Here is a 13218-nt window from a genome sequence, read left to right as displayed (position 1 = left end):
GACTCAAGCCTCCCCGTTGTTGTTGCGCAGTTCGCGGTTGCGGAAGCTCACTGGCCCCAGTGCCAGCGATGCTGCGGGTTTGGTGGACAGGTGGCGAATAGCGCCGATGTAGCTGATCAGCAGGAAAACATACAGCAGTATATAGCCGAACAGGGTGCCCGCGACGGTGGCACTGCTGTGGTCGGCGACCACCTCTTGCACGGTGATCAAGCCGCTGACAATCCATGGCTGGCGGCCGATTTCGGTCACATACCAGCCGGCCAATACGGCGATCCAGCCGGAGAAAGTCATGGCCGACAGGGCCAGTAGCAGGCCGTTACTGGCGGCGCGGTTACCGCGCAGTTGCCAGACGCCCCACCAAGCGGTGAGCAGCATTAAGCCGCCCATTGCCAACATGACACGAAAGGAATAAAACACCATGGCTACCGGCGGGTGATTGCCGTCAAATTCGTCTAGGCCCCTTACCTCGCCCTGCCGTTCGTGGGTGAGAATCAGGCTGGCAGCGTAGGGGATTTCAAGGGCGTAGTCATTGCGGCGCTGCGCTTCATTGGGCAGGGCAAACACGGTAAACGGCGCACCATGCTCTGTCTGCCATACCGCTTCCATGGCGGCGATTTTAGCGGGTTGATGTGCCAGTGTGTTCAGGCCGTGCAGGTCGCCGACCAGAATTTGTGTGGGTGCCATAATGGCGGCGATCACCACGCCCGTGCGCATGACCTTCCACGTTGCGGGACCATCGACATTGGCACGTGCGCGCCAGGCACTCACGCCGGCAATCAGAAAGGCGGCGGTGAGGAAGCAGGCGATCAGCATGTGAAAGAAGCGGTAGGGAAAGGAGGGATTGAAGATCACCTCCATCCAGTCGTCGACCATCACCACGCCGTCGACCATGGTGATGCCGTCGGGGGTTTGCATCCAGGAGTTCAGCGACAGAATCCAGAATGCCGACAAGGTGGTGCCAAAGGCCACCAGAAAGGTGCTGAGTAAATGCAGGCGGTTGGACACGCGGTCTTTGCCAAATAGCATAATGCCTAGAAACGAGGCCTCTAGAAAGAAGGCGCTGAGGACTTCGTAGCCCAGCAGTGGCCCGGCGACATTGCCGGCTTTTTCCATAAAGCCCGGCCAGTTGGTGCCGAACTGAAAGCTCATGGTAATGCCGCTAACGACGCCCATGGCGAAGGTCAGGGCGAAAATTTTTACCCAGAAAAAATACGCGTACTCCCAGGCGCGGTCGCCGGTTTGAGTAAAGCGCAGGCGGAAGAACAGCAGTATCCACGCCAGACCAATGGAAATGGCCGGGAATAAAATATGAAAGCTGATATTGGTGGCGAATTGAATGCGCGCAAGTACGAAGGGATCAATGTCCATGTGGACCTCTCTGATCACTGACAAAAATTGCTTGGCTGGCCGGTCGCAACCCTTAGCTACAGTGGCCGTGTTGCCGAGACCTGGTGCCGCCCGTCAAGCCGCAATGCCGGCGCGGTGCCGGTGGTTAATGGCGGCATCGGTATCTCGAAAAACGCTGAGATGCTTGCGGGTTTATACAAGGTAGCTGCCGGCTGCGGCGAATGCGATATGACATATTGTCTAGGGGCGAATAACCGCAGCGACTCAGCCGCTGTCTAGGCAGGCAGGGGCGACGTTGTTCCGGGCCGGGAATGGCGCGGGTGTCGCCTGCTTGTTGGCGGAAATACACTATCCTTATAGTAATGATCGTGGTGACTCAGCGGGAGGCCGCTTATGCTGAATGTGAATATCGATGAAGAAAAAGGGATTGTGACACTGGAGCCCGATGGCAAGCTGTCTGAAGACGATTTTGTTTCGGCGGCGAAAATCGTCGACCCCTATATTGAGACGCATGGCGGTTTGCGCGGGCTGATTATTTACGCGCGGTCGTTTCCCGGCTGGGCGTCTTTTGCCGCGTTGATTGCCCACCTCCGGTTTGTCAAAGACCATCACCGAAAAGTCTCTCGCGTTGCCCTGGTAACGGACTCGCTGATTGGCGAAGTGGTGGAACATCTGGGCAGCCATTTCGTCAATGCCGAGGTGCGGCACTTTGACTATGACGAGGTCCAGCCAGCTACCCACTGGATTCTATGCAAGCCTCGCTAGCGGGCGCCTAGGGCCGGTTGCGCCCCAGCTGGTCGTGGCTCGATACCCACTCATCAGACACTACCGCCGCCGCCAGTGACAGGTCGCCGGCCAGCACGGTGGCAGCGATAATCTCAGCCAGTTTGTGGGCCTTGCCCTGACCGTAGCAATCCATAAGCTGCAGGCATTCGCGCTGGGTGGCCAGGCCGGTGCCGCCGCCGTAGCTGGCGCAAATAATCGACGGCAGGGTCACCGAGTAGTAGAGGTCGCCGTCGTCGGTGAGGTCCATAAAGGCGAGGCCGGTATGCGACTCCACCACATTGGCTTCGTCCTGGCCGGTGGCGATAAACAGGGCGGCGATGCCATTGGCGGCATGGGGGCCGTTGTAGGCGGAACCGGCCAGCAGACTGCCGATAACGGTGCGCTGGCGCAGGCGCACCATGCGCTCGGGTTCGGCGCGCATCAGGCTGCGCAGCAGGTCTTTATTGATCACCGCCTCGGCCACGACTTTCTTGCCGCGGCTGTGCAGCAGGTTCATGTGGGAGTGCTTCTTGTCGGTTTCGATGCCACCCGACAGGGAGAAATTTTCGATGCCGGAGAAGTGGGCCAGTATCCACTGGCAGGCGTGGTGGGTGGCCTTGCCGGTCATGTTCTGGCCGGCGGCATCGCCGGTGGTGTAGTTGAAGCGGGTGAACAATTTATTGGCGACCACCCAGCGCTGAATGTCGATCAACTTGCCCACGCGGGTGGTGCTTTCAGCCTCGGCCTTGATGGCGCTGAAGTGTTCATCCAGCCACTGGCTCAGGGCGCGGGCGTGGCGGGCGCTGCTCAGCTCGAACAGCGGCGCGCGCTGCATGGCCTCGCCGATCACGGTAACGGTGCAGCCGCCGGACTCGCTCACCAGCCGCATGCCGCGGCTGTAAGAGGCGATCAGTGTACCCTCGGTGGTGGCCATGGGAATGTAGAAATCCCCCTGGGCGTGTTCACCGTTAATCCGGTAGGGACCGGCAACGCCGACCGGCATTTGCACCACACCGAAAAAATTTTCGGTGTTGCCTTCCAGGCTCGCGGGATCGAGGGAGTAGTGACTGCTGTGCTGCAGCTCGACACCGCTGCGCTCGCGCAAAAACTCGCGGCGTTGCCGGGCGGCCTGTTCCGAGTAGTCGTTGCCCTTCAGGCGCGGTATGCGCAGTCGCTGGCTCATGCTTGGCTCCGCGGAGGGTCGAGGGCGATCAGGGTCTGCTCGCCCTCGCTGCGGGCAATGACCACCGCCGCGCAGGAGTCGCTGAATACGTTGACGGCGGTGCGCATCATATCGAGGATGCGGTCGGTGACAAGCAGCAGGCCAATGCCCTCCAGCGGCAGGCCGATGGTGCCGAGAATCACCGAGATGGCCACCAGGCTGGCGGCGGGAATGCCGGCCACACCAATGGAGGTGAGCAGGGCCACCATCACTATGGTGAACTGCTGGGCAAAGCCCAGTTCCAGCCCGTAGACCTGGGCAATAAACATGGCGGCGACGCATTCATAGAGGGCGGTGCCGTCCATATTGACGGTGGCGCCCAGCGGCAGCACAAAGCCGCTGGTGCGTTTCGATACGCCGGATTTGTCCTGCACGCACTCCATGGTCAGCGGCAGTGTCGCTGAGCTGGAAGCAGTGGAAAAGGCGGTGAGCAGGGCCGGCGCCATGGCCTGATAGTGTTTTCGCGGCTGCACCCGCCCCAGATAGCGCAGGATCAGCGGCATGGCGACAAAGGCGTGCAGGGCCAGCGCCAGCACCGTGGCGATAAAAAATTTGAGCATGGGCGCGAATGCGTCGAAGCCGGTGGTCGCCACCGTTTTGGCGACCAGGCCAAAGACCCCGAGGGGGGCAAACTTCATCACCCACATGGTCATGCTGGTCATGATATCCATCAGCCCCTGCCAGAAATTGAGCTGTACCTCGGCGTGGGCCGATTCGCTGCGCGCCAGGAAAAAGCCGTAGAGCAGGGTGAAAAAGATCAAGCCCAGCATTTGGCCGTCGGCGGCGGCGGCGATGATATTGGTGGGAATCATCCGCTCAAACACTTGCACCACGTCGCCGGCGCCGCGACCTTCCACCTTGGCGAGGGTGGCGTTGAGCTCGGCGTTGTCGCTGCTCAGGCCGGCGGCCAGTGCCTGGGTGTCGCCGCCGCCGGGCTGGATAATATTGACCACGGTCAGGCCGATTAAGATGGCGATCAGGCTGGAGGTGGCGTAGAACAGCAGGGTTTTGCCGCCCAAGCGCTCTAAATTGCTGCCGCCGATGCCGGCCATGCCACTGATGATCGATGAGCTGACCAGCGGCACAATCAACATTTTCAAGGCGTTGAGAAACAGCGTGCCAATAAAGGTATAGACAGCAACCAGTTTGACGCCGCCGAGTTCGGCGTCGGCGCCGCTGAGCAGGCCGGCGAGCACGGCGAGAGAAATGGCGATGGCGATTTGCCAGTGCAGAGCAAGTTTGCGCATAGGGATTCCGTGGTGATTAAGCGGCGATTGTGGGCCGCAGTTCTAGTTGCACTCTAGCGCGCCGCCGGCGATCAGGCCAGCGCCCGCCTCAGGCTTTGTGGGCGCTGCCGCTGTAGACATAGCCGGCAATGCGCGGCGATTTTTCCAGATAGCGCTGCTTGATCTCATCGATCACAAAGCCGCCCTCGCGCAGCAGCTGGTCGATGGGGCGGTTGAGGTGACAGCCGCCGGCCAAGCGCTTCCACAGTGGGGTGAGGCGATTTTGCCAGCGCGCCACGCCGGCGTCCGCCGACAGGCCGTGCTCGCAAAACAGCAGCTGGCCATCGGGCTTGAGCACCCGTTGCATTTGCAGCAGGGCACTGCGCCAATCGGCAATGGTGCACAGGGTAAAGGTGAGCAGCACGGTGTCGACGCTGTTGTCGGCCAGCGGAATTTGTTCGCCGGGCAGGTCTAACCAGCGCACCTCCAGCGCGCTAGTGGCGAGGTTTTTTTGGGCTTTTCGGCGCATGCCTGCCGAGGGCTCCAGCCCCCAGATGTAGTCCACCTGATCGGCCCGGTACAGCGGCAGATTGATGGCGCTACCCATGCCCACCTCCAGCACGGCGCCGCGACACAGTGGCACCACTTCGCGGCGAACTGCCATCACCTCGGGCATGGAGCAGGCGCAGTCGATCATCGTGGGCAAGACATACTTGTCGTAAAGGCTCATGACTTTTCCATTATTGTTTTTTTGAGCGCTTATTGCAGCCCAGTGCTGCGGCGATTGCAAGGGCTGCAATGGCGGATCGACGGGCACAAAAAACCCCGCCGTAGCGGGGTTTGTTCACAGCGTCAAAGGCTTAGGGCATGATTGCCGGCAGCTCTTTTTGCAGCGCCATTTTCTGCTTGGTGCCGTCGCCCGTCAGGGCGAAGCCCAGCAGCTCGCCGGTGGCGGTGTCGACAAACTTGGCCACGACGTTATTGCCGTCCTGCTCGATCTGCCAGTCGCCCTTGGCGTCGCGCGGCGCCGGAGACACACACACTGGGCAGGCCGGGGTTTTAATGGTGACCGGCATGGCGGGATAGCTGACTTCGGTGGCATCGCCAGCCAGAGTCTTGGCCAGCGCGCGGGCCTGGGCCATCAGCGGGGCAACGTAGACCAGCACGTGGCCGGCGACTTCGGCGCAGTCACCCATGGCGTAGACATTGGCCGCGTTGGTTTCCAGCAGGCGGTTAGTGACCACACCGCGGTTCACCTCGATGCCCGCTGATTTGGCCAGCTCGACCTGGGGGCGAACGCCAACAGCGGACAGCACCAGATCGCAGCTGATAGTTTCGCCGTTGTTCAGCGTCACGGTTACGCCCTTGTCCGCCTTGTTGACTTCGGTCACCAGCGGGCCGAAGTGGAACTTGGCGCCCTTGGCTTCCAGGGCGTTCTGTACGGCCTTGCCCGCCGCTTCGGGCAGCAGGGTAGGCAGGCAGTAGCCGAGGGGGTCGACGGTTTCAACTTCAAAGCCGCCGTTGATCAGGTCGTTGGTGAATTCGCAGCCGATCAGGCCGCCACCGATGATGCAGACCTTCTTCACGCCGTTGCTGGCGATGGCTTGGCGGAAGTCGTCGTAGTCCAGCAGGTCGTTTACCGAGTAAACGTAGTCCTGACCGTTGCCGCCGATGGGCGGGCGAATGACGTCGGCGCCCAGTGCCAGTACCAGCTTCTTGTAGTGCACCTTGGTTTCGGCGTCGCCGGTGGAGATGGTTTGCGCGGCGGTGTCGATCGCGGTGACCTTGGTCATGGTCCACACGCTGGCGTTCAGGTCTTCACCCATGCCGCCGGCATCTTTCTGGGCCAGGGCGTCGGCGTCCTGGTTTTTGGTGAAGCCGGTAGACAGCATCGGTTTGGAGTAGGCGCGGCCGTCATCGGCGGTAATCATGATGACCGGTGTGTCTTTGTCGTGCTTGCGCAGTTCGCGCACCAGGCCGTAGCCGGCCAGGCCGGTACCGATGACCACAATGGGTGCATCCTGGCTGGCGGTGGCGGGTTCGTCGTGATGCGGCAGATTGCTGGGCTCGGACTGTTCGATCATTTCGAAGTCTTCTTTACCTACGCCACAGTCGGGGCACAGCCAGTCGTCGGGGATATCTTCCCAGCGGGTGCCGGGCTCAATACCGGAATCCGGATCGCCGGTTTCCTCGTCGTACACCCATCCGCAAACAATACATTCCCACTTACTCATAGTCGGTTCCTGCCGTTTTCAATTTGTCTTACGCAACTGCCTTTGTTGGCCCGTGGCCTTATCATTGCGGCGGTTGCTGGCTTGCAAGTCGGCGGCGATTCACGCATCCTGCCGCACTCAGCGAATGGGCCAGCCAATGCCTCGGCGGCCCGTATTCAGTGATCTAGCCACTGGAAGCCCGACATTGTACGCCCTTCAATTAAACCGATGCTACTGTCATGAGCCCAACTGGTTACCAGCTAATCAGTTTGTAGGAGCCCAGCGGCCCCTCACCGCGGCTCCCTGGCTGCTCGATACTGGCTCGCTGACCGCCCATCTGCGGCGCAAGTCGGGCGGCCATTTTCGCGTGCAGGTACTCAGTCAACGCTGGGGCCTGCCGCGACTCTCTGAACGCCGTTTGCTGGGCATGGGCGACCGCGACTGGGGACTGATTCGCGAAGTGTTGCTGTGTTGTCACGATCAGCCCTGGGTATATGCCCGCAGTATTTTGCCGGCGCGCAGTCTCAGCGGTCACCTGCGCCGCCTGCGCGGTCTGGATAGCCGCCCTTTGGGCCACCTGCTGTTTACCGACCGCTCGATGCGGCGCATCCCCTATGAGATCTGCCATACCGCCGCGGCGGACTTGCCGCTATGCGAGCTGCAGGACAGCGCGGCAATGCTGTGGGGGCGGCGCTCCTGCTTTGTGTTTGGCGAGCGGCCGATCATGGTCAGCGAGATTTTCCTACCGGACTTTCAGCCCTGGTGCTAATCCGTTCTCCTGCCAGGGGGCTCAGACGTCGGCCGCGGGGCGGGTTATACTGCGCTTCGCAACAGAGGAGTCGAGTAGACGATGAAGGCGCAGTTCCAGCATTTTCGCCAACAGCTTCCCCAGTATTTTGCGCTGATGCGCATCGACCGGCCGATAGGCACTTATTTGGTGTTGTGGCCGACCCTGTGGGCATTGTGGCTGGCCGCCGAGGGCCTGCCCGATTGGCATTTGCTGCTGATTTTCTGCGTGGGCACCTTTTTGATGCGCTCGGCCGGCTGTGTCATTAACGACTACGCCGACCGCCATATTGATGCCCATGTGCAACGCACCGAAAATCGCCCCTTTGCCACCGCCAGCGTCAGTGAAAAAGAGGCCCTGCTGTTGTTTGCCGGCCTGTGCCTGAGCGCCTTTGTGCTGGTTTTGTTCACCAATCGTCTGACCATTGCGCTGTCGTTTGCGGCGGTGGCACTGGCCGCCTGTTATCCCTTTATGAAGCGCTATACCCACCTGCCCCAGCTGGTGCTGGGCGCGGCGTTCGCCTGGGGGATTCCCATGGCCTTTGCCGCCCAGCGCGGCGAGCTGCCGGCGGCGCTGTGGCTGATTTATATTGCGGTGCTGATGTGGACGGTGGCCTACGACACTTTCTACGCCATGGTTGACCGCGACGACGATGTGAAGATAGGGGTGAAATCCACCGCTATTCTGTTTGGCGACGACGACAAGGTGATCACCGCCATGCTGCAGGCCTCGGTAATCGGGGTGATGCTGTTGGTCGGCAAGCAGTTTGCCATGAGTTTTATCTACTACGCCGGCTTGATGGCGGCCAGCGGCCTGTTTATTTACCAGCAGCAGCTGATTAAATACCGCGACCGCGACAACTGTTTTAAGGCGTTTTTGAACAATCACTATGTGGGTATGGCGATTTTCGTCGGTATCGCCCTGCACTATGCGCTGCCGGCGTGATTGGATGGCCGGGCGCTAGGCGGGCAGGACGCTGAGTATGCTGACGCTGCAGTTTATCGACAGTATTCACCGGGTGGCCGCCGCGGAATGGGACGCGATTGTTGGTGGCGATTACCCGTTTATGCGCCACGCGTTCTTGCGGGCGCTGGAGGACAGCGGCGCCACCTGCGCCGATACCGGCTGGCAGCCACAGCATCTGATCCTCTGCGAGGGCGAGGCGCTGTGCGGCGTACTGCCGCTGTATATCAAGTCGCACAGTTATGGCGAATACGTTTTCGACTGGGCCTGGGCCGACGCCTATCGGCGCTACGGTCGCGACTACTACCCCAAGTTGTTGGCGGCCATTCCCTTCACGCCAGCCACCGGGCCGAGATTGTGCCTGCGCGCTGACCTGGATGCGGAAAAGGTGGCGGCGGCGGTGGTTGCGCAGCTGCAGGCGCGGGCCGAGCAACTGGGGGCCTCGTCGCTGCATGTGCTGTTTTCGACGCCGGCCGAGGCGGGGCAGTGGCAGCGGGCCGGCTTGATGCAGCGCATCGCCCCGCAATATCACTGGTACAACCGCGACTATCGGCATTTCGATGATTTTTTGGCGGGCTTTAGTTCGCGCAAGCGCAAGAATTTGCGCAAGGAGCGCAACACGGTTGCCGACCAGGGTCTGCGTTTGGAGCGCCTGCGCGGCAGCGCGGTCAGCGAGGCCCAGTGGCGGTTCTTTTTTCACTGCTATCAGCAGACCTATGCCAAGCGCAGCGGCCACGGCGGTTATTTATCGGAAGCGTTTTTTCAGGTCATTGCCAAGGCCATGCCCGAGCAGCTGTTGTTGGTGCTGGCCTATGAGGGTGAGGTGCCGGTGGCGGCTGCCCTGAACTTTGAGGGCGCCGACACCTTATTTGGTCGCTACTGGGGCTGCCTGCGCGAATACGATTTTCTGCACTTTGAGGCCTGTTACTACCAGGGCATTGAACACTGTATTGAACGCGGCCTGAAGAAATTCGATCCCGGTGCCCAGGGCGAGCACAAGATTCAGCGCGGTTTCGAGCCGATTGTCACCTATTCCCACCACTGGCTGGCGGACGCCGGTTTTAGCGACGCCGTGGCGCGCTTTCTCCACACCGAGGAGCAGCATATTGGCGACTATTTGCAGGAGGCGGCGGCGCTGCTGCCCTTTAAGCGGGCGGCCGATTGATTACTGCTGGGCTTTTTTCATCGTGCGCTCAACAATCAGCAGGCAAGTGATGGGCAGCAGGTAGCTGGCGCCGACTTCGGTCAGCAGCAAGATCTCGGCGGTGGTCCACTGCGAGTCGCTGCCGTACCAAAAGATGAACAGCGGCACTAACACAAAGGTGAGGGTGGGCAGCAGTCGCCAGAGGTTATAGGCGGTGTGGCTGGCTTCGACGCGATCGGCGCGGCGGTAGCAATAGAAGGTCAGCAGCACGCCGGCCAGCCCCAGGCCGATGGCGCTGTAGCTGCCGAGCAAGCTGGCCAGTAAGTTGATGGTGGCGCCAAAAATCAGGCTGAGCAGGCTGACATTGATCAGTGCGCGCAATGCCCGCAGTTTACGTCGCTCCATGCTTGTGCTCCCCTACATGCTTTCGCTCAGCCTAGCAGGCTTAGGCCGCGCCGTGAAACTCCTTGACCAGCAGGCCGTAGCGCAGGGCGTTTTCATCAATACTGGCGTCCAGCGGAATGCGCACGCGGTGGCCGGAGCCGGGGGCCGCGTCGATGGCCTTGCCATTTTTGTCCAGTAAGGTGTTAAGGGCAAAGCGCTGATTGCCCTGGGGGGTCATCAGCTGCAGGGTGTCGCCGCGATCAAAGCGGTTTTTAACATCGACAATAATGTCGTTGCCGGCGACATCGACAACCTCGGCAACGAACTGCTGTTGCTGGGCGCTGCTGTGGGCCATCTCGTAGTTTTGGTATTCCTTGGGCGGGTGGCGGCGGTAAAAGCCCTCGGTGTAACCGCGATTGGCCAGCGTCTCGAGCTCGTCCATCAGCCCCATATCGAATTCGCGGCCGGCGACGGCGTCGTCGATGGCGCGGCGATAGACCTGTGCGGTGCGCGCCACATAGTAGTGGGACTTGGTGCGGCCCTCGATTTTCAGCGAGTGGATGCCCATTTGCTGCAGACGCTGCACATGCTGCACGGCGCGCAGATCTTTGGAGTTCATAATGTAGGTGCCGTGTTCGTCCTCATAGGCGGGCATATATTCACCGGGGCGCTGGGCCTGTTGCAGCAATACCGGCTCGGCCTGGGGCTGGGGCTCATAGTTTTGCACGGCAATGAGGTCGCCCTTGTCGTCTTCCTTGGCCTCGTGAGCCTGGTATTGCCAGCGGCAGGCGTTGGTGCAGGCACCCTGATTGGGGTCGCGGTGATTCATATAGCCCGACAGCAGGCAGCGGCCGGAATAGGCGATACACAGTGCGCCGTGGACGAACACCTCCAGCTCCATTTCCGGCACCCGCTGGCGGATTTCCTCGATCTCGTCCAGCGACAGCTCGCGGGACAGAATCACCCGGCGAATGCCGTTTTGATACCAAAATTTGACGCTCGCCCAGTTCACCGCATTGGCCTGCACCGACAGGTGGATGGGCAGCTCCGGCCAGCGCTCGCGCACCAGCATCATCAGGCCGGGGTCGGCCATGATCAGCGCGTCGGGGCCCATTTCTACCACCGGCTCCAGGTCGCGCAAATAGCTGCGGATTTTGTCGTTGTGCGGTGAAATATTGGAGGCGAGATAGAACTGCTTGCCCTGGGCGTGAGCTTCGCTGATGCCGCTGGCTAGGGTGTCGAGGTCTTTAAATTCATTGTTGCGCACCCGCAGGCTGTAGCGCGGCTGGCCGGCATAGACGGCATCGGCGCCATAGGCAAAGGCGTAGCGCATATTGCGCAGGCTGCCGGCGGGGGAGAGGAGCTCTGGGGACATAATCGCAAACCGGTCAAAAAAACGCCGCTATGGTAACGCATCCCTCGCGGCTCGGCCGCTATTGGCAGGGGTAATTCTTGTGCTGTGTCGAAAAAAGCGAAAAACTTAGGGTAAAAGTACCAAGGAGGCGACCCTTTTTACTAAACCTGTGTCGTAATATCGGTTAGTATCGACCGCTATACAGGTTGTAACTAGCGTGAACTTATAAATTAATAACTGGGGGATTGCGATGAGCAAGCAATGGATGACTGCTCTGTCAGCGGGTGTATTACTCGCGTCGACGACAGCTGCGGTGAACGCCGAAGAAGAAAAAGGTTTTTATGTGGGCGGCCATGCTGCGTACACCCAAGTCTTTGACGCCGACGGCAAGCTGAGTGCAGACAGTGCGGCAGCGCCGGGCGACCCGTTTACTCAGCTGCTGACCGACCTAGGAATTACGCCACCGGCGGCAGGTGCCTCTACCGACGTCGATACGGAATACAGTGATGACTGGGGTTACGGCTTGAGCTTTGGTTACAAGTTCGCCAGCCCACTGCGTCTGGAACTGGAATACCGCGTAGGTGAAAACGACGTTGAAGACTCCGACGCTTCTCTGGAAGTCGAGTCCTTGATGGGTAATCTGTGGTACGACTTCCGCGCTGGTGAGCGCCTGCGTCCCTACGTTGGTGTTGGCCTGGGTATGGCCAACATGGACCTCGGTGGCAGTGATGATGATGTGGGCATTGCCCAAGTAGGTGCCGGTGTTAACTACCACCTGAGCCCGAGACTGGTGTTGGATGCCGGTTACCGCTACGCGGTGTCGGAAGATCTGGAACTCAAGGGTGACGTTTCTACTCTGGAAACGGAGTACGAGTCCCAGAGCCTGTTGATTGGCCTGCGCTACAACTTCTTTGATGCTCAGTATGGTGTCAAAGACGGCGACGGCGACGGCGTGGTTGATGAAAACGACCAGTGCCCAGGCACCCCCCGCGGCGTGCAGGTGGACAGCGTAGGTTGCCCGCTGGACGGCGATAAAGACGGTGTTGCCGACTATCTGGACAAGTGCCCCAATACCCCAGCTGGCGATGAAGTCGATGCCCAGGGCTGTTCATTGGACAGCGATGGCGACGGTGTTGCCGATCGCGATGACGCTTGCCCCGACACCCCCCGTGGTGAAGAGGTGATGTCAAACGGCTGTGGTAAAGAGCAGTCAGTGGTACTGCGCGGCGTGAACTTTGAGTTGAACAGCGCGCAACTGACGGTTAATGCGGAAACCATTCTCGATGGTGTCGCGGCAACCTTGAATAGCTCGCCCGGCTTTAATGTTGAGTTGCAGGGTCACACCGACAGCACCGGCAGTGATAGCTACAACATGAACCTGTCACAGAACCGCGCCAAGTCAGTGAAAAGCTATTTGGTTGGCAAGGGTGTGGATGGCAGTCGCCTGACCGCTCGTGGCTACGGTGAAGAGCAGCCGATGGCTAGCAACGACACCAAGGCGGGTCGCGCACAGAACCGTCGTGTAGAACTGAAAGTTCTGGGTGACGAAGAGCTGGTTGTCGACGAGGTGTATATGCCAACGGTTGACGAGCCGATGGTTGAAGAAGTGGCTGAAGAGCCGATGGTCGAAGAAGAAATGGCTGAAGAGACAATGACTGAAGAGGCGATGGCCGACGAAGTTATTGAAGAAGAAAGCTATGAGTACGATTACGACGCCGCTGCAGATGAACTCAGCGAAGAAGAGTATGAGTACGATTATGACGAGGAGCTGTAACAAGCCCTAGTTAAAAAAACCGCGGCTATAGTCGCGGTT

12 protein-coding genes are annotated in these 13218 nt (G+C 60.1%); 5 read left to right on the top strand and 7 right to left on the bottom strand.

The genetic code is table 11. The features are described 5' to 3' along the window. Nucleotides 1-3 precede the first annotated feature (3 nt). Nucleotides 4-1368 carry a cytochrome ubiquinol oxidase subunit I gene (locus ABYM29_RS04925; protein ID WP_372862860.1) on the bottom strand — a complete coding sequence of 455 codons (1365 nt, stop codon included), beginning with the start codon at nucleotides 1366-1368 and terminating at the stop codon, nucleotides 4-6. Nucleotides 1369-1740: 372 nt separating this feature from the next. Here ABYM29_RS04925 and ABYM29_RS04920 point away from each other — a divergent pair, with 372 nt between their 5' ends. Continuing rightward, nucleotides 1741-2112, top strand: coding sequence for an STAS/SEC14 domain-containing protein (locus ABYM29_RS04920; RefSeq protein WP_372862857.1), 372 nt, complete (start codon nucleotides 1741-1743; stop codon nucleotides 2110-2112). 7 nt (nucleotides 2113-2119) lie between these two features. On the opposite strand, the gene ABYM29_RS04915 is transcribed toward ABYM29_RS04920, so the two are convergent. The 4 genes from ABYM29_RS04915 to ABYM29_RS04900 all read right to left on the bottom strand — a co-directional run bounded on the left by ABYM29_RS04915 (nucleotide 2120) and on the right by ABYM29_RS04900 (nucleotide 6794). After that, entirely contained in the window at nucleotides 2120-3295 is a 1176-nt protein-coding gene (locus ABYM29_RS04915) for a hydroxymethylglutaryl-CoA reductase (RefSeq protein ID WP_372862856.1), read from the bottom strand. Continuing rightward, a complete protein-coding gene (locus ABYM29_RS04910) occupies nucleotides 3292-4581 on the bottom strand; it encodes a dicarboxylate/amino acid:cation symporter (protein ID WP_372862853.1) in 1290 nt (429 codons plus the stop codon). The genes ABYM29_RS04915 and ABYM29_RS04910 overlap by 4 nt, the downstream gene beginning before the upstream one ends. 88 nt (nucleotides 4582-4669) lie before the next feature. Further along, complete coding sequence (locus ABYM29_RS04905) at nucleotides 4670-5290, bottom strand: class I SAM-dependent methyltransferase (RefSeq protein WP_372862851.1); 621 nt, start codon at nucleotides 5288-5290, stop codon at nucleotides 4670-4672. 130 nt (nucleotides 5291-5420) lie between these two features. Beyond that, entirely contained in the window at nucleotides 5421-6794 is a 1374-nt protein-coding gene (locus ABYM29_RS04900; RefSeq protein WP_372862849.1) for an FAD-dependent oxidoreductase, read from the bottom strand. A gap of 124 nt (nucleotides 6795-6918) precedes the next feature. Between ABYM29_RS04900 and ABYM29_RS04895 the strand changes: the two genes are divergently transcribed. The 3 genes from ABYM29_RS04895 to ABYM29_RS04885 all read left to right on the top strand — a co-directional run bounded on the left by ABYM29_RS04895 (nucleotide 6919) and on the right by ABYM29_RS04885 (nucleotide 9688). Beyond that, complete coding sequence (locus tag ABYM29_RS04895) at nucleotides 6919-7542, top strand: chorismate lyase (RefSeq protein WP_372862846.1); 624 nt, start codon at nucleotides 6919-6921, stop codon at nucleotides 7540-7542. Between the two features lie 81 nt (nucleotides 7543-7623). Next, entirely contained in the window at nucleotides 7624-8505 is an 882-nt protein-coding gene (gene ubiA, locus ABYM29_RS04890) for a 4-hydroxybenzoate octaprenyltransferase (RefSeq protein WP_372862844.1), read from the top strand. Between the two features lie 37 nt (nucleotides 8506-8542). Continuing rightward, nucleotides 8543-9688, top strand: a complete 1146-nt coding sequence (locus tag ABYM29_RS04885; RefSeq protein ID WP_372862843.1) for a GNAT family N-acetyltransferase — start codon at nucleotides 8543-8545, stop codon at nucleotides 9686-9688. Here the strand turns inward: ABYM29_RS04885 and ABYM29_RS04880 are convergent, their stop codons facing one another. Together ABYM29_RS04880 and yegQ are read right to left on the bottom strand one after the other, a co-directional pair. After that, nucleotides 9689-10072, bottom strand: a complete 384-nt coding sequence (locus ABYM29_RS04880; RefSeq protein WP_372862839.1) for a hypothetical protein — start codon at nucleotides 10070-10072, stop codon at nucleotides 9689-9691. It lies immediately after the preceding gene. A gap of 40 nt (nucleotides 10073-10112) precedes the next feature. After that, nucleotides 10113-11426, bottom strand: a complete 1314-nt coding sequence (gene yegQ / locus ABYM29_RS04875) for a tRNA 5-hydroxyuridine modification protein YegQ (protein ID WP_372862836.1) — start codon at nucleotides 11424-11426, stop codon at nucleotides 10113-10115. A gap of 229 nt (nucleotides 11427-11655) precedes the next feature. Here yegQ and ABYM29_RS04870 point away from each other — a divergent pair, with 229 nt between their 5' ends. After that, entirely contained in the window at nucleotides 11656-13179 is a 1524-nt protein-coding gene (locus tag ABYM29_RS04870) for an OmpA family protein (RefSeq protein ID WP_372862834.1), read from the top strand. Nucleotides 13180-13218: the final 39 nt, after the last annotated feature.

The sequence above is a fragment of the Spongiibacter sp. genome, from assembly GCF_041602295.1.
GTDB lineage: Bacteria > Pseudomonadota > Gammaproteobacteria > Pseudomonadales > Spongiibacteraceae > Spongiibacter.
This window is presented reverse-complemented; position numbering and strand designations above follow the sequence as displayed.

Coding starts and splice junctions, on each gene's coding strand:
- ABYM29_RS04915 (WP_372862856.1), bottom strand. CDS start 3,295: ATGAGCCAGCGACTGCGCATACCGCGCCTGAAGGGCAACGACTACTCG.
- ABYM29_RS04910 (WP_372862853.1), bottom strand. CDS start 4,581: ATGCGCAAACTTGCTCTGCACTGGCAAATCGCCATCGCCATTTCTCTC.
- ABYM29_RS04905 (WP_372862851.1), bottom strand. CDS start 5,290: ATGAGCCTTTACGACAAGTATGTCTTGCCCACGATGATCGACTGCGCC.
- ABYM29_RS04885 (WP_372862843.1), top strand. CDS start 8,543: ATGCTGACGCTGCAGTTTATCGACAGTATTCACCGGGTGGCCGCCGCG.
- ABYM29_RS04925 (WP_372862860.1), bottom strand. CDS start 1,368: ATGGACATTGATCCCTTCGTACTTGCGCGCATTCAATTCGCCACCAAT.
- ABYM29_RS04900 (WP_372862849.1), bottom strand. CDS start 6,794: ATGAGTAAGTGGGAATGTATTGTTTGCGGATGGGTGTACGACGAGGAA.
- yegQ (WP_372862836.1), bottom strand. CDS start 11,426: ATGTCCCCAGAGCTCCTCTCCCCCGCCGGCAGCCTGCGCAATATGCGC.
- ABYM29_RS04895 (WP_372862846.1), top strand. CDS start 6,919: ATGGGCCAGCCAATGCCTCGGCGGCCCGTATTCAGTGATCTAGCCACT.
- ubiA (WP_372862844.1), top strand. CDS start 7,624: ATGAAGGCGCAGTTCCAGCATTTTCGCCAACAGCTTCCCCAGTATTTT.
- ABYM29_RS04880 (WP_372862839.1), bottom strand. CDS start 10,072: ATGGAGCGACGTAAACTGCGGGCATTGCGCGCACTGATCAATGTCAGC.
- ABYM29_RS04920 (WP_372862857.1), top strand. CDS start 1,741: ATGCTGAATGTGAATATCGATGAAGAAAAAGGGATTGTGACACTGGAG.
- ABYM29_RS04870 (WP_372862834.1), top strand. CDS start 11,656: ATGAGCAAGCAATGGATGACTGCTCTGTCAGCGGGTGTATTACTCGCG.